Annotated in this window: 14 protein-coding genes; 6 read left to right on the top strand and 8 right to left on the bottom strand. The window is 67.2% G+C overall.

Going from position 1 to position 15677, the window contains the following annotated elements; genetic code table 11:
* Window positions 1-92 precede the first annotated feature (92 nt).
* From VJ109_RS09620 to VJ109_RS09610, 3 genes are all read left to right on the top strand, one after another.
* Window positions 93-1064 carry an ATP-binding protein gene (locus VJ109_RS09620; protein ID WP_324760328.1) on the top strand — a complete coding sequence of 324 codons (972 nt, stop codon included), beginning with the start codon at window positions 93-95 and terminating at the stop codon, window positions 1062-1064.
* 232 nt (window positions 1065-1296) lie between these two features.
* Window positions 1297-2979, top strand: a complete 1683-nt coding sequence (gene thsA / locus VJ109_RS09615; protein ID WP_324760325.1) for a thermosome subunit alpha — start codon at window positions 1297-1299, stop codon at window positions 2977-2979.
* Window positions 2980-3235: 256 nt separating this feature from the next.
* Window positions 3236-4198 carry an AEC family transporter gene (locus VJ109_RS09610; protein WP_324756320.1) on the top strand — a complete coding sequence of 321 codons (963 nt, stop codon included), beginning with the start codon at window positions 3236-3238 and terminating at the stop codon, window positions 4196-4198.
* On the opposite strand, the gene VJ109_RS09605 is transcribed toward VJ109_RS09610, so the two are convergent.
* The 4 genes from VJ109_RS09605 to lrp all read right to left on the bottom strand — a co-directional run bounded on the left by VJ109_RS09605 (window position 4187) and on the right by lrp (window position 8323).
* Window positions 4187-5578 carry a protein kinase domain-containing protein gene (locus tag VJ109_RS09605; protein ID WP_324756318.1) on the bottom strand — a complete coding sequence of 464 codons (1392 nt, stop codon included), beginning with the start codon at window positions 5576-5578 and terminating at the stop codon, window positions 4187-4189. The two genes, VJ109_RS09610 and VJ109_RS09605, sit on opposite strands and share 12 nt — an antisense overlap.
* A gap of 88 nt (window positions 5579-5666) precedes the next feature.
* Window positions 5667-7154 (bottom strand): MATE family efflux transporter, encoded by a 1488-nt coding sequence (locus tag VJ109_RS09600; protein WP_324756316.1) that lies wholly within the window; start codon window positions 7152-7154, stop codon window positions 5667-5669.
* Window positions 7151-7747, bottom strand: coding sequence for a TetR/AcrR family transcriptional regulator (locus tag VJ109_RS09595; RefSeq protein WP_324756314.1), 597 nt, complete (start codon window positions 7745-7747; stop codon window positions 7151-7153). The genes VJ109_RS09600 and VJ109_RS09595 overlap by 4 nt, the downstream gene beginning before the upstream one ends.
* A 114-nt stretch (window positions 7748-7861) precedes the next feature.
* Window positions 7862-8323, bottom strand: a complete 462-nt coding sequence (gene lrp / locus VJ109_RS09590; RefSeq protein ID WP_276178035.1) for an HTH-type transcriptional regulator Lrp — start codon at window positions 8321-8323, stop codon at window positions 7862-7864.
* Window positions 8324-8449: 126 nt separating this feature from the next.
* On the opposite strand from lrp, the gene glnA reads away from it, so the two are divergent.
* A complete protein-coding gene (glnA, locus tag VJ109_RS09585; RefSeq protein ID WP_324756311.1) occupies window positions 8450-9808 on the top strand; it encodes a type I glutamate--ammonia ligase in 1359 nt (452 codons plus the stop codon).
* 13 nt (window positions 9809-9821) lie between these two features.
* Here glnA and VJ109_RS09580 read toward each other — a convergent pair whose 3' ends face one another.
* Window positions 9822-10712, bottom strand: a complete 891-nt coding sequence (locus tag VJ109_RS09580; RefSeq protein WP_324756308.1) for a phosphatase PAP2 family protein — start codon at window positions 10710-10712, stop codon at window positions 9822-9824.
* A complete protein-coding gene (locus VJ109_RS09575; RefSeq protein WP_324756306.1) occupies window positions 10709-11956 on the bottom strand; it encodes a YihY/virulence factor BrkB family protein in 1248 nt (415 codons plus the stop codon). Before VJ109_RS09575 ends, VJ109_RS09580 begins: the two co-directional genes overlap by 4 nt.
* Before the next feature lie 235 nt (window positions 11957-12191).
* On the opposite strand from VJ109_RS09575, the gene VJ109_RS09570 reads away from it, so the two are divergent.
* The gene (locus VJ109_RS09570; protein WP_324756304.1) at window positions 12192-12593 is read left to right on the top strand and encodes a hypothetical protein; all 402 of its coding nucleotides are present in this window, start codon (window positions 12192-12194) and stop codon (window positions 12591-12593) included.
* Window positions 12594-12603: 10 nt separating this feature from the next.
* Here VJ109_RS09570 and VJ109_RS09565 read toward each other — a convergent pair whose 3' ends face one another.
* The gene (locus tag VJ109_RS09565) at window positions 12604-14043 is read right to left on the bottom strand and encodes an MATE family efflux transporter (protein WP_324756302.1); all 1440 of its coding nucleotides are present in this window, start codon (window positions 14041-14043) and stop codon (window positions 12604-12606) included.
* A 90-nt stretch (window positions 14044-14133) separates the two neighbouring features.
* On the opposite strand from VJ109_RS09565, the gene VJ109_RS09560 reads away from it, so the two are divergent.
* Window positions 14134-14544 (top strand): hypothetical protein, encoded by a 411-nt coding sequence (locus VJ109_RS09560; RefSeq protein ID WP_324756300.1) that lies wholly within the window; start codon window positions 14134-14136, stop codon window positions 14542-14544.
* Here the strand turns inward: VJ109_RS09560 and VJ109_RS09555 are convergent, their stop codons facing one another.
* Complete coding sequence (locus VJ109_RS09555) at window positions 14545-15648, bottom strand: tRNA (guanine(26)-N(2))-dimethyltransferase (RefSeq protein ID WP_324756298.1); 1104 nt, start codon at window positions 15646-15648, stop codon at window positions 14545-14547.
* Window positions 15649-15677 lie beyond the last annotated feature (29 nt).

Raw genomic sequence — 15677 nt, 5'->3', positions numbered from 1 at the left:
TGGGAAACGATAGCACTGGTTCGGGCGGCGGGACAGACACCGACAGCGATTCCGGCCAGACCGTCTCGGATGTCGTCGACAAACTCGAACAGATCCGGACGGATGCCGACGCCGACTCGGTTACCGACGGTGTCCTGTTGGACCAACTCGAAGCGGTCGAGCAGCGGCTGTTGTCGTTCGGCGAGGCGCTGGGTGGCCCTGCCGAGGACGTGACCGACCTCCCGTTTACCGAGGAGGCCGGCCTGGATCACATGCCCGAACCGCTGTACGTCCGCCACGACACGGAGATGCTGAACCAGGTCACCTCCTGGTTGCTTCAGGACCAGCATATCGGGCTCGTCAGCCCCTACGGCTCCGGGAAGTCCGCGTTCCGCGAGATCGTCCTCCGGGACCTTGGCAAACACGACCGCTTCGTCGTTACACACCTGGACAACCCCGGCGAGACCACCGCCCGCAAGCTCTACGAGACGATCCTCGTCGCCGGCTACTCGGCGGGCTACTCCGTCGATTTCGGACGGTACTCGCAGGTCCGCAACGGGATCCCGTGGGCGACCGCCGACGCCAAGCAGGCCGTCCGCGAGATGGTCCGGCGGGTCCGCGAGGACGACCGGACGCTGTTGCTCGTCGTCGACGAGATCGAGGTGCTCGACGCCGAGTTGCTGTCGCCGCTGCAGGTCGCGGGCGACGCCGGCGTCCGTCTGTTCCTCTCGGGCACGCCCGAAGGCAAGCGCCGCGTCGCCGAGATCCGCGGGACGCTGGACTCCCGACTGCGCTACTACGAGGGGATCGATCCGTTCTCGCCCAACGACGTCGCCGAGTACATCGCCCGTTCGCTGGCCTATTTCCGGGGCGAGGAGTACGACGGACAGCCCCCGGACCTGTTCACCAAGGCTGCAATCGAGGACATCCACGAGCGGACCGAGGGCAACCCCCGGGAGGTCCGGATCGAATGTCGTGAACTGTTCACCCGGGCGGCGTTCGTCTGGTACCGCACCGGCCAGGATATCGACCGTATCCAGATCACCCCCGAACTCCGCCACCGCCGATTCGGCATGAGCACATAACCACGGGACTGCGGCGGAAAACGACGCTACGACGGTCTTGACGCCGTGAGCACTGGTGATTCGATGTCGTGATCCGATGCTTTACCGGGTGACGACAGGTGCCTACTTAAACTTACCACGGTACGTCCTCTCATACCACTTTGGAGCCGTCTATGACCGCCTCCCGGACTACCTCCAGTAGATTTATATAGAAGGACAATCAATCATCGTCTTGACTATGGCTCAACAGCAGATGGGCAACCAGCCCCTTATCGTACTCTCCGAGGAGTCCCAGCGGACATCCGGGAAAGACGCGCAGTCCATGAACATCACGGCCGGCAAGGCCGTCGCCGAGTCCGTTCGGACCACACTCGGTCCGAAGGGCATGGACAAGATGCTCGTCGACAACTCCGGCTCCGTCGTCGTCACGAACGACGGCGTCACCATCCTCGACGAGATGGACATCGAGCACCCCGCCGCGAACATGATCGTCGAGGTCGCCCAGACCCAGGAGGACGAGGTCGGGGACGGCACGACGACGGCCGTCGTCATCGCCGGTGAACTCCTCTCGAAGGCCGAGGAACTGCTGGACCAGGACATCCACGCCACCATCCTGGCCCAGGGGTACCGACAGGCCGCCGAGAAGGCAAAGGAGATCCTCGAAGAGAACGCCATCGAGGTCGACGCCGACGACACCGAGAGCTTAGAGAAGGTCGCCGGCACGGCCATGACCGGCAAGGGCGCCGAGTCCTCGAAGGACGTGCTGGCCGAACTCGTCGTCCGTGCTGTCCAGGCCGTTGCTGACGAGGACGGCACCGTCGACACCGACAACATCCAGATCGAGACCGTCGTCGGCGGCGCGACCGACGAGTCCGAACTCGTCGAGGGCGTCATCGTCGACAAGGAGCGTGTCCACGACAACATGCCCTTCGCCGTCGAGGACGCCGACATCGCGCTGCTGGACACGGCTATCGAGGTTCCCGAAACGGAACTCGACACCGAGGTCAACGTCACCGATCCCGACCAGCTCCAGCAGTTCCTCGACCAAGAGGAGAAGCAGCTCAAGGAAATGGTCGACAAGCTCGCCGAGGTCGGCGCCGACGTCGTCTTCTGCCAGAAGGGCATCGACGACATGGCCCAGCACTACCTCGCCCAGGAGGGCATCCTGGCGGTCCGCCGTGCCAAGAAATCCGACATCGACGCGCTCTCGCGCTCGACAGGCGGTCGCATCGTCTCGAACATCGACGACATCACCGAGGACGACCTCGGCTTCGCCGGCTCTGTCGCCCAGAAGGACATCGCCGGTGACGAGCGGATCTTCGTCGAGGACGTCGAGGACGCAAAGGCCGTCACGATGATCCTCCGTGGTGGCACCGAACACGTCGTCGACGAGGTCGAGCGCGCCATCGAGGACTCGCTCGGCGTCGTCGCCGCCACGCTGGAGGACGGCAAGGTCCTGCCCGGCGGCGGTGCCCCCGAGACCCAGCTCGCCCTCGGTCTGCGTGACCACGCTGACTCGGTCGGCGGCCGCGAACAGCTCGCCGTCGAGGCCTTCGCCGACGCCATCGACGTCATCCCGCGCACCCTCGCAGAGAACGCGGGTCACGACCCGATCGACTCGCTGGTCGACCTCCGCAGCCAGCACGACGGCGGTGCCGTCACCGCCGGTCTCGACGCCTACTCCGGAGATATCGTCGACATGGAGGAAGACGGTGTCGTCGAGCCGCTGCGCGTGAAGACCCAGGCCATCGAATCCGCAACCGAAGCCGCAGTGATGATCCTGCGCATCGACGACGTCATCGCCGCTGGCGACCTCAAGGGTGGCCAGGGCGACGACGACGACGAGGAAGGCGGCCCAGGCGGCCCCGGCGGCGCACCCGGCGGCATGGGCGGCATGGGCGGCGGCATGGGCGGCGGCATGGGCGGCATGATGTAAGCGAGGGTCGACCAGCGAGGGCCCGACGGTCCCTCGCGACCTCCCGCCGCGCGCCTGGCGCGCGGTGGCCGCTTGTCGCGGCGCGCTGCGCGCCGGATGCTTCCCAGCCCGCACTGCTCGCTAACTGATTTCGCTCCGTTTTCGCGTTCGTAGTACGTGCCCCGTTCGAGTGGATGAGGACTGTAGGCCCGACTCTCCCGACGAGCGGTGAGCCGAGTCGAAAGGGTTCTCACCGTCGCCGCGTGAGTCCCGACCAGTGTCGCTGCTCGGTATCTTCGCGTCGGCTATCCTCCCGGTCGTCGGTGTGGCGGTGCTGGGGTTCCTCCTGGGTCGGTTCGAGAACGTCGACGCCGACCCGCTCAACACGATCACCGTCTACGTCCTCGCGCCGGCACTGGTCGTCCACAGCCTGACGACCTCGGAGTTGGCCGGCGGGACGATCCTCTCGGTCGTCGCCGCCGTCGGTCTCTTTACGGCCGCGATGCTCGCGGTCGCGGAGGGGATCGGTCGGCTCTGGGGCCACACCGAACCGCTCCTGGGCGCGTTCGTCCTCGTGAGCGTCTTCCCCAACACCGGCAACTACGGCATCCCCCTGGCCGACTTCGCTTTCGGCCCGACCGGACGGAGCGTCGCCGTCCTCGTGACGGCCCTCCAGGGCGTGTTGTTGTACACGGTGGGTATCTACGTCGCCGCCCGTGGCAGCGGGAGCAGTCCGCTGGCGGACATGCGCCGGGTGTTCGGCGTCCCGCTGGTGTACGCCGTCGTCCTCGCGCTGGCGGTGCGGTGGCTGGGCGTCGTTCCACCGACCGAGTCGACGCTCATGCAGACGCTGGCGTTGCTGGGCAACGCCTCGATCCCCGTGATGTTGCTCATCCTCGGGATCCAACTGTCCTCGGTCGACGTGGCGGGGACCCTCCGCCCGGTCGGGGTCGCGAGCGCGTTGAAACTGCTGTTGGCTCCCCTGGTCGCCACCGGGGCGGTGCTCGCGACCGACGGACTCGTCGGTTTCGGGAACGGGACCGCGGCTCGCGTGGTCGTGCTCCTGCTTGCGACCCCGACCGGCGTGACGACGCTCATCCTCGTCGGCGCGTTCAGCGTCGACGAGGCGGGCGTCGAACCCGGCGAGTTCGTGAGCGCGACGGTGTTCGTGACGACAGTCGCGAGCGTGCTTACGGTGACACTGCTGGTCGCCGCATTGCAGTCGGGATTACTCGTCTGAGGGGAGCGAGCGAACCAGCCGCCAGCAGTCCCGGCGAACCTCCGCAGCCGTCTCGTAGCGACTCAGCTTCCGTCCCGCAGTCGCCTTCCTGACGATGGCGTCGACGCCCCCGGGAAGCTGTGGTTCTCGTTCGCTCGGTGCCGGAACGCCCTCGTTCAGTATTGTCTTCCGGACAGCGTCGTACTGGCCGGTGACCGGCGGTCGGCCGGTCAGGAGCCGGTAGCAGACGGCCCCGAGCGCGTAGACGTCGGTCGCCGCGTCGACGGTGCCGTACGATCGGTCGAAATACTCCGGGGCGGCGTAGCGCGGGTCGAGGTAGTTCGCCGGCTGGACGTGCTCCCGGACCATCGTGAGTATCCCGACGTTGTCCAGTCGGGGGGCCGGCAGTCCCGAGAGTTCGCTCGACGGATAGACGACCGTCTTCGGGTCGAGTCCGCCGTGGACGACGCCGTTGTTGTGACAGTGGGCGAGCGCGCCCGCGAGGTGAGCGGTCTCCCGTAGCGCACGCTCGACGCCGACCCGGCCACGGTCGGCAAGTGTCCCGTCGAGGTACGGGGTCGCGACCCACGGACGGGGGTAATCCCCCCAGTCGTGGACGGTCGCGATCCCCTCGTGGACGGCCAGCCCGTCCCACTGGGCCAGCGCCTCGGCGACGCCGGCACCGAACGCCCGCCGGATCTCCTCGTCGTCCGGCGGGTCAAACAGCCGGAGTGCAACGCCGTGGTCCTCGCCGTCAATGGTCGCCCGGGTCCGCAACACCGAGCCGTACCGGACCGCCTGTTCCGGTTCGACGACGGCGATCTCCTCGAAGTTCCCCAGGAGACTGATCGCCTGGAACGCCTCGGACTGTTCGGCACGGGCGAGCCGTTCACGCCGTGTCACGGCGGCGGGGTCGCCCCGGTGTTCGCGGTCTGCGGCTCGCTCGGGATCGGCGGTCCGGCCGCTGGTGTCGGTCTCTCGCTCGACGACACCCGGTCGGACCGACTCCGCCTGTTGACTGTCGACGGCCTGTCTGACGGCACCGACGACGCTGCCGCCGTCGGCGGCGCGGTCGAACTCCCAGACCGTCGCGTCCGCGATCGCACTCGACAGACGTTTCCGGTCACGATGATCGGCGACGACCCGGCGGACGGCGTCGGTGTGGTCGGCCGCAAGCGTCGCGAGCGTCCTGACGAGGACCTGCGTGTCGTCCGCCTCGGGGAGTCGACCGACGAGTCGCTCGGTCAGCGCCGGGACGACCGACGGATCGGCGTCGGCCAGGAGACAGAGCGCACGCGCCGCCGCCCGGTCCGCGTCGCTCTCCAGGGCCGACAACAGCGGCGTCCCGAAGACGGACAGCAGGCTGTCGGCACTGTCCTCGGGGCCGGCGCCCGAACTCATATCCGTCTGGTTGGCACGCGCTCACAAGAATGTCAGTCAGACGGCCGTCACACGGCCGGTCGACGGCGACGGCCGAACGGCCACCGCGTCAGTCGTCGGCCGTCGTTGGACCGCCAGACGCGCGGGGATCGGCGTCCCGCCAGGTCCCACGGAGGAACCAGGCGACCGCGACACCGGCCCCAAGGACGTTCGAGACGCCGAAGGCCAGCCAGATCCCCTGTTCGCCCAGCGACTGTGCGAACAGGTCCGTCAGCGTCGGCCCGAGCCAAGCCGGGATCGCCACCGGTCGGGAGGCGACCCACGCGACGGGCAGACGGATGATCCCCAGCATCGTCACGGCCATCGCGGCCGCGGTGAGCGTCTTCCCGGCTCCGCGGAACCCGCCCGAGTACGCCCGGACGATACCGATGAATCCGAAGGTAGGGGCAACCCACTGGAGGAATTCGGCGCCGATACGGACCACCTCTGGGTCGTCACTGAAGACGCTGACGACCGTCGGTGCAGCGAAGATAGTGACCACGCCCAAAGCAGTGAGGATGACGAACGAGACTTTCGCGGCGAAGTGATTCGCCTTCGCCGCCCGGTCGGGCCGGTTCGCACCGAGGTTCTGGCCGGTCATCGTCTCGACGCCCCGGTCCATCGCGATCGCGGGCATGAACACCAGCGAGAACACGCGGATGCCGACGCCGAAGGCGGCCACGACGGTCACCGAGAACGTCCCGACGATGAACAGCATGGCGTTGACCGACAGCGCGCGGCCGGTCCCCTCGACGGAGGCCGGAACGCCCAGTCGGAGGAGTTTCCCCAGATACGAGGGGTCCGGCACCATGTCGCGGAGGTGGACCTGGATGCCGCGGGTCCCCCGGAGCATGATCGCGACGCCGACGGCGAAGGCCAGCCCGCGCGAGAAGATGGTCGCGACGGCCGCGCCGACGACGCCCAGTTCCGGGAACGGTCCCCACCCGAAGATGAGGAACGGGTCCAGGGCGATATTGAGGACGACGGTGCCGAACATCACGAGCATCGGCGTGATCGTGTCGCCGGCCCCCCGCATCAGCGAGATGAACACGAAGAAGCCGAACATCGTCGACAGGCCAAGCGAGACGACCTGGAGGTAGCCCGTCGCGCCCGGCAGGACCTGCTGGGACGCCCCAAGCAGCGCCAGGAAGTCCTCGACGAAGAAGTAGCCGATCGCGCCCAGGACGAACGAGGCGCCGACCGCGAAGGTCAGCGTCTGCGAGGCGGCGTATTCGGCTTTTTCCGGCTCGTCGGCCCCGGTGTGTTGGGCCACCAGGACGCTGCCGGCGACCGAGAGCCCCATCCCCAGCGAGATCAACAGGAAGATCATCGGGAAGGCAAACGAGATCGCCGCGAGCGCCGTCGTCGAGTACTGGCCCAGCCAGAACGTATCGGCGAGGTTGTACGCGACCTGGAGCAGGTTCGTGATGACGATGGGGAAAGAGAGATACAGCAGCGGCTTTCCGATGTCGCCGCTCGTGAGATCGAGTTGCTCCTGGCCCTTGAACAGCGTATCGAGGCGGTCGACGATCCGCTCGGCGACGCTCCGGGGACTCATGCCTCGACCTCCTGTGGGTCGGCAAGCAGGTGTGTCTCGACGTACTCGGTCAACATCTGCTTGGTACAGGCGACCGGCCGTCCGGTGGTGACCCGTTCGGTCGCCGCGCCCGTCAGGACCGTCACGATGAACTGCGCCGTATCGTCCGGTTCGAGCTCGGGATCGAAGCTTCCGTCCTCGATCCCGGCCTCGATGATGGCGGTGAGTTCGTCGATCAGGTAGTCGTCGAACCGCGTCAGTCGTTCACGGAAGCCCGGTTCGTACGGTGCCTGGGCGCGGATCTCCAGGATCGCCGTCCCGAACTCCTGGTCGTCACCGTCGGGCTTGTCCAGGACATCGTCGATCAGATCTAGCAACCGCTCGCGGGGCGTGCCGTCGTCCGGGACGCCGGTCCGCTCGACGAACCCGTCGTAGAGATACTCCAGGAACGCACACAGCAACTCGTGTTTGCTGTCGTAGTGGTAGTGGAGGGCCGCTTTGCTCCGCTCGGACTCGTCGGCGATGTCCTGCATCGTGAGGTCCGCGTACCCGTGGGCACACAGCGCGCGATAGGTCGCGCCCATGATGTCGTCTGCAGTGTCGCCGTTGCTCATCACCGATAACTAACTGACTGGTCAGTCAAGAGTCCGTCGGTCCCTCGACACGATGGTACGTATCGACACGGCACGGCCGCTGGTCGGGCAGTTGCCGGCAGAACGACGGCGCGGTCACTCCTCGTCGAGGTCGAGGTCGAACTGTTCGTTTTCGCTGGCGGCGTTGAGGACGACTGATGTGTTCGATTCCTTGATGTCGGGATCGGTCAATAACTCCTTGATCTGAGCGTTCATCCCGTCCGTATCGGTGAACTTCCCGATGGCGATGATGTCGTAGTCACCGGTGACCTCGTAGACCGAGATCATCTGTTTGTGCTGTTTGAGGTCCTCGGTGACATCGGGCAGGGACGATCCCTCGACCTTCAACTGGACGATCGCTGTGACGTCGTAGCCGAGCGCCCCGTAGTCGACCTTGGGTGTGTAGCCGTTGATGATCCCCTCGTCTTCGAGTGTCGAGAGGTGGTTCGATACCGTCGTTACAGAAACGTCGAGGTCCTCGCCGAGGCTTCGAAGACTGGCTCGTCCGTCCCCCAACAGGGCATTCACTAGCTTGCGGTCGAGATTTTCGTACGTCATACCATCCAATCACACCCCGTGGGCATTAGAATTTTACGAACGTCCAGATGGCTGGGCGGAGTTCGGAATCTTTGCGCAAATCAGCAGGGTTTTAGTAGTGCCAGTGTTCCTATCCGGTGTTCAAAGATGACAAGCGAACTCTCCGACGAGGCAGAGGCAGTGCTCGACGAGATCGAAGAGAAGGACGTCGATTTCCTTCGACTTCAGTTCACAGACATCCTCGGCACAGTCAAGAACGTCTCCGTCCCGGCCGACCAGGCCGAGAAGGCGTTCACCGAAGGTATCTACTTCGACGGGTCGTCCATCGACGGCTTCGTCCGCATCCAGGAATCGGACATGCGCCTGGTCCCGGACCCGTCGACGTTCGCCCTGCTCCCGTGGCGGAACCGCGACGACATCGAGGGTGGTAACAGCGCGCGTCTGATCTGTGACGTCCACGACACCTCGACGGACGCGCCGTTCGTCGGCGACCCGCGTGGCGTCCTGCAGGACGCACTCGACCGCGCCGAAGAGATGGGCTACACCGTCAACGCGGCCCCCGAACCGGAGTTCTTCCTCTTCGAGGAGGACGAGGACGGTCGCGCGACCACGAAGACCAACGACGCCGGTGGCTACTTCGACCTCGCGCCGAAGGACCTCGCCAGCGACGTTCGCCGTGACATCATCTACGGCCTCGAAGACATGGGCTTCGACATCGAAGCTTCCCACCACGAGGTCGCTCAGGGCCAACACGAGATCAACTTCGAGTACGACGACGCCCTGTCGACGGCCGACAACGTCGGTACCTTCCGCTCGGTCGTTCGCGCCATCGCGGCCGAACACGACCTGCACGCGACGTTCATGCCCAAGCCGATCCCGCGCATCAACGGCTCGGGGATGCACACGCACATCTCGCTGTTCGAGGACGGCGAGAACGCGTTCCACGACAGTGACGACGAGTTCGACCTCTCGGAGACGGCCCACAGCTTCATCGCCGGCATCCTCGAACACGCCCCGGCCCTGGCCGCCGTCACCAACCCGACGGTCAACAGCTACAAGCGGCTCGTCCCCGGCTACGAGGCACCCGTCTACGTCGCCTGGTCGGACCGCAACCGCTCGGCACTGATCCGCAAGCCGGCCGCACGTGTCCCGGCCGCCTCGCGTATCGAGGCCCGCTTCCCCGACCCGTCGTGTAACCCGTATCTCGCCTTCGCCGCGCTCATCCACGCCGGCCTGGACGGCGTCGAGAAGGACCTCGACTGTCCGGATCCGGTCCGCGAGAACATCTACGAGTTCGACGAGGAGAAGCGCGAGGAGTACGGCATCGAGACGCTGCCGACGAACCTCGGCGAAGCCGTCGACGCGCTCGAAGAGGACGAGGTCGTCCTCGACGCGCTCGGCCCGCACGTCTCCGAGAAGTTCGTCGAGGCCAAGCGCGAGGAGTTCAAGGACTACCTGGTCGACGTCTCCCAGTGGGAGATCGACCGGTACCTCGAAACCTTCTAAGCGCCCACACCGTTCATTTTTTCGCGAGTCGCTCGCCGGCCAGTGGCATCGCCAACAGGAGCGCCGTTCCGACGGCGGCCGCGAGCCCAGTCGTCAGCGGCCCCGGCCGGACCGCAAGCGTCACGCCGGCAGCGGTGAGGACGACACCGACGCCCAACGCCGCCGTCGCGGTAGCGCCCCGGCGTGTCGGTTCCGGGACCCGCTGCCCGACGAGTTGCCACGCGACCGCTCCGCCGACACCAATCCCCAGTCCGGCGGCGATGTCCTGGGTTAGTCCGCTGGCGACGGCACCGGCGGCCGCGACGACGGCGGCCAACCCGAACACGCGATCCGGCGTCCCGAGTCGCGTCACCGACAGCCAGAGCGTTGTGCCTGCGATAGCGAACCCGACCAGGATATCGACGAGAAAATGGACGCCGAGAACGAGCCGTGAGAGCCCGATCAGCAGCGCCACACCGCCGGCGACCGCTGCCCGCTGTCGGCGTGTCCCGATCCGGACTGCCCACGCCAGCCCCCCCCAGACCAACACCGCAGTGGTCGCGTGCCCGCTGGGGAAGCCATAGCCGTCGCCGGTCGCCATCGAGCTGTAGGCACCGCTGAACGCCGCCGGGACGAGGTCTGCGTGTGCCGCGGTGCCGGCACCCGCCGGACGCGGGAGGCCGAAGACGCCCTTCAGCGAGACGGCCACGGCGACCGCTGCGGCCAGTAATGCGACGACCATCGCCGCGCGTTCGCGGGTGATTCTGTCGCCGACGCGTGGCGTCTGTGCCCCGAACCAGTACAACAGCGCCGACAACGAGAACGCAAACCAGAAGTCGCCGAGTTGGGTCAGCAGGGCGAAGACGACCACGACGACCCCCGGCAGCGACGACAGGAGGTCGGTGACGCCGACGCTACGGATCACTGGCGCCAGTCACGGACCCGGTCGACCGCCCGGCGCGGGAGACCGGTCACCCGGAACGTGACGCCGACGACGAGCATCACGACGTAGAGCCCGAGCGTCGACAGCCAGATGACGAGCATCGAGGCGACCGCCCAGGGACCTTTCAGGTAGTAGAACGCGCCCAGGGTCATCACCGTCCCGTACAGCAAGACGACGTACGGTCCCCACCCGCGGGCGTGACCGCGACGCATCCGCCGGCGGACGTACTGTTTGAGGTCGTCCTCCACGTCCTCGCGGTGGAGGGTCCGGGACTCGACATCGTCCCGGAACTCCTCGAACTCCTCGCGCAGCGCTTCGAGTTCCTCGTCGGTCAGGTCCTCGACGTCCCGCCCGTCTCCGGTGGCGCCGGGCGGCGGCGTCTCGCCGGTGTGTTCGTCGGCGTCCTCACTCATCGCTTTGCCGGACCCTCGAAGCGCGTCCTGTTGTAGTTGCCGGTCCGAGTCGTCGGCCAGCGCCGCGTTCAGCGCCGCCCCGACCAGCAGGATCTGGCCGGCGAAGTAGAACCAGGTCACCAACAACAGGACGCCCCCGACGACACCGTAGAGCTGATACGCGTCCGCCTGAGCGGCGTAAACGTTGAACGCCGTTCCCAGCAGCGTCCAACCGACGGCCGCAAGCGCCGCCCCGGGAACCGCCTCCCGAATCTCCATCGGCTGGTCCGGGAAGACGTAGTACAGCGGCAGAAAGGCGACCGTCAGGATCGGAACGAGCGCGAGCCCGCCCAGCGCCACCTGGACCCCGAGAACAGCCCCCAGCGCGCCGACGACACCCAGCCCCACGATCGCCAGCCCGATCCCCGCGAGCGCAGACAGCGCGTCGACGAGTTGTTCGCCGATCGGCTTGGGATCGTGGGCGCCGTACACCCGGGAGAAGGCCAGATCGAGCCCGCGGAACACCTTCAGCGCGCCCCAGATCATCACCGCCAGACCGAGGACGGTCGCCCCGCCCCGTCCGGCAGCACTCGTCAGTGCGCCCTCTAGCAGTTCGGAGGCGGCCGGCGACAGCGCCGACCCGACGGCGTCGACGACCTGCGTGGCGAAGGCCTCGCCACCGAGCAGCGATCCGATGACCAGCGCCAGCAACAACAGCGGGAGCACGGAGACGAACATGTAGTAGGCGATCCCCGCCGCCAGAAACGAGATCTGCTCTCCCCGGACCGTCCCGACGAGGTCCCGGCCGACACCGATGGCGCGATTCCGGTTCACGTCCAGTGGTCGGCCGGCGGACACAAATATACTGGCCCGACGGTCATCGGCGCGACCCTGCTGTAGTTCCCGCTGCCTTTTTCCAGTACCTTCCTCCCGCTGTCGGCGCTGGATCCCCGCCTGGGTGGCCTCGCTGTCTAGCTGCTGTCACGCGCATCGAATGCCGAGACCCGTTGTCTGACCTAACAAGTAAGGGAATGATTCCACCTCGCATCGTACTGTAGGGATAGTTACAATGTCCGCCACGACCGAATCCGGCGAGAACCGGGACGCGAGCTACGAGATCCGAGCCGACGCCGCCGCGAACACGCTGTACCTGGAGTTCAGCGGGACGCTCACCGCCGAGGAGATGGAAGTCGCCGCCGAGGAGACGGTTGCCGCCGCCGAGAAGCTCCGCGAGGGCTTTGCGGTCATCAACGACGTTTCGGCGTTCACGCCGCCGTCGCCCGAGGCCGCGAAACCGATCAAGGAGGCACAGGTGAAGCTCACGGAGCTGGGCGTCGGCGACGTCGTCCGAGTCGTCGGCGAGGAGACGAGTACGGTCACCGAGAACGCCTTCCAGCGGCGCTCGCGCCAGGCCGGCTACGACGGCAAGACCGCCACCTCCATCGCGGCCGCAGAGCGGAAACTGGAGTAACGCGCTTTTTCTAGTCGTCGAGTGCCGCATCCGGGCGATACGAGCGGCTGACCACCCGCCAAGTCCCCGACCGAAACCGGTAGTAAGTGATCGCCGCCGGCACCGCCGTCTCGACGAGCAGCGAGGCGTACAGGGCGGTGACGCCGATCGCGGGGACGACCACACCGACGTAGGCGACCGGGAGCGCGAAGCCGTACATCCCCAGGAGCTGTGAGTACAGCGGCCAGCGGGTGTCGCCACTGGCCCGGAGCGGCCCAGTTGCACCGCCGTCGATACCCCGGAAGACGACACTCACGCACGCGACAGCGACGAAGACGGTCACCAGCGGCAACAGCGTCGTGTCCTCGACGAACAGGCGGCCGATCTGGCGGGAGAACGGCGCAAGCGCGACGGCGACGAGGAGATAGACGCCGATCCCGAGCCGGAGGACCGTCCGGGCCCAGGCGGTCGCTTCCAGTTCGTCGTCCTCACCGAGGGCCTGCCCGACGAGACTGCTGGAGGCGAGACTCAGCCCCCAGTTGGGCGTATCGAGCAGGGCACGGACCCGCAGGGCGACGACGTACGCCGAGACGACGTTGGGGCCGAACAGCCCGACGATGAACAGCCGCGGGAACTGCGCGCCCGTCCGCGCGAGGTTCGTCCCCACGAGCGGGGCACCCATCTCGACGAGGTCACGGGCCAGCGAGCGATCCAGAAACGGCCGGGCGACCGGAATCCGTACCGGAAACGGGACGCCCGGCAGACCCCCGCGTGTCAATCCGACCACCAGCGCGGCAGTGACGAGAACGTTCGCGACGACGGTGCCGATGGCGGCACCGACGACGCCCATCTCCAGCCCGAAGATGAGGACGGCGTTGATGACGACGTTGACGACGGCCCCGCCCGCCCGGACGACCATCGCCGACCAGGCGTCGTCGGCGCCGACCAGCGTCCGGCTCCCGACGAGGTTCAATCCGGCGAACGGGACCCCCAGCGCGACGACCTTGAGGTACGACTCGCCGAACGCGACCGCACGCGATCCCGACCCGACGAGGTCGATCAGCGGGCCGGGGACGACCCAGTACAGCGCCGCGACCGGGACCGTGATCGCGACGACGACGGCTGCGCTCGTGGTCACCGACAGCCCGAGTTCCTCGCGGGCGTCGGCCCCGTACCGCTGAGAGACCAGACCGATGGTCGCGCCGGCCACACCCCCGCCGAGCGCGAACGCCAGCCCCCAGAACGGCGTCGCGTAGCCGACGCCCGCGATGGCGGTCGGCCCGATCGCCAGCCCGACCATCGCCACGTCGGCAGTCGATTTGGACATACGCGCGAGGCCGGTGACGATCCTGGGCCAGGATAGCTCGGTCGTCCGTGCGATACGATCACGTTCGACGAGGCCGGCCCGTGCGAGCAGGCTCCCGATAGCCAACAAGAGTACACGGACGGGATTATAGCGGGAGCCTGACACCGTCGCCAGTTCGTGGTCGACGGTGAAAGGCGTTAAGAACCGCCCCGGCGGGTAGCAGTTTTTATACGCCGTCCTTCCCTCCGAACGGATATGGTCTCCCCAGTCGCCATCCGGGACGGCACCCTCCAGCTGACGCTGCTGTTGCTCGTCGCCGGGTTCGTGTTGCTCGGACTGAGCGTGGTCGGCGTCGGCGCGTCGCTCCCGCTGGCGGCCGGGTTCGTCGTCCTCGCCGTCGGGCTGTATCTCACGCGCCCCGAGACGACGGTCGGTCGCGTCCTGGGCGTCGACATCGATCTGATCCTGCGGTGGCTCTGGCTCGCGATGGTACTCGCCGCCGTCCCGCTGGTCATTCGGCCGACCGCGACTCCCGGCGAGGTCCAATCGCTCGGCGGACTACTCGGACTGGCCGGAATGGCGAACTACTTCCTGCGGCCGCTGTATCTGCTGGGCTACGACCTCTCCAGAAAGCTCGCACGCCTGGGCAACGTCGACGGTCGCTGATCAGGCCTCGACAGCCGCGCGCATCTGGGCAACGTCGGCGTCGCTCTTGAACGTCGTCCCGCCGAAGTGAGTTCGGGTGGCCGCGAATCCTGCGTCCCGGAGCGTGCCGAGAAACTCGTCCATCGCGTCGGCACCGCGTCCCCAGCGCTTACACAGCCGGTGTTGGTCGTAGTGGGTCGGCGTGTCCAGTTCCGTCGCCAGCGTCGCCAGGAGCTCTCTGGCCGTCTCGGCTGTCCCCATGTCGTCGGTGACGTACTCGGCGACCGACCGGACGAACGCGGGGTCGCAGGTCCGACCCAGCCAGATCGGACCCGCCGTCTGGAGGTGTTGGCCACACTCCGGGCATTCGTCGGGTGCGTCGGCGAGCAGGCCGCGCTCGTGGTCCCGCCAGAGACATTCCTGGCAGTGATAGACGTGGCCCAGGTCGTCGATACAGTCGTTGGCGACTTTCGCGCCCCGGTCGAACTCCAGGTAGGTCCGGGCGTAGTGACGCGTCGCGTGGCTCAGGACCGGCCGGGCCGCGATGTCGTACCGGGCGGCGGTCCGGACCATCGCCGACAGCAGGACCCGCAGCCCCATCTCGGCGTGATACTCGGTGTTTCGCGGGACCGTGCTGTACGTACGGACGCCGCTCTCGAAGTGTGCCCCACACAACGGCGCGGTGTCGGTCGCGGTCACACACAGGAGGTTCCGGGTGCCCTTGACCGCCGCGTCGGCGAAGGGCATCGGCGTCCCGAACGGGTCGACGTCGACCACGTCGAACGTGTCGGTGTGCATGAGCACGCTGGCGTCCTCGTGTCGGACCGCCCCGGCCACGCCGTTGCGTTCGAGGTTCCGCTCACAGAGGGCGACCGCCTCCTCGTCGATGTCACACAGCGTCGTCTCCCAGCCGTCGGCGGCCGCCCGGACCCCACGGACACCGCTGGCGGCAGTGGCATCGAGATACGACGACGCCCGTCCCTCGCGCTCCTGGTAGGCCCGAAGCGTCGCAACCGTCAGATCCCGGTTCAGTTCCTGGACCGGGTTGAAGAAGACGTTCTCGCCTTTCCCGGCGTCGGCCTGTTCGGGAACCGTCACGATCACCTGCCCCTCGCTGACGCGCATACCCGACGATATCCGTCGAACGCGTTAAG

Source organism: Haloarcula montana, assembly GCF_035666295.1.
Classification (GTDB): Archaea; Halobacteriota; Halobacteria; order Halobacteriales; family Haloarculaceae; genus Haloarcula; species Haloarcula montana.
The sequence above is the reverse complement of the archived record's forward strand: the minus strand, read 5'-3'. Positions and strand labels throughout refer to the sequence as shown.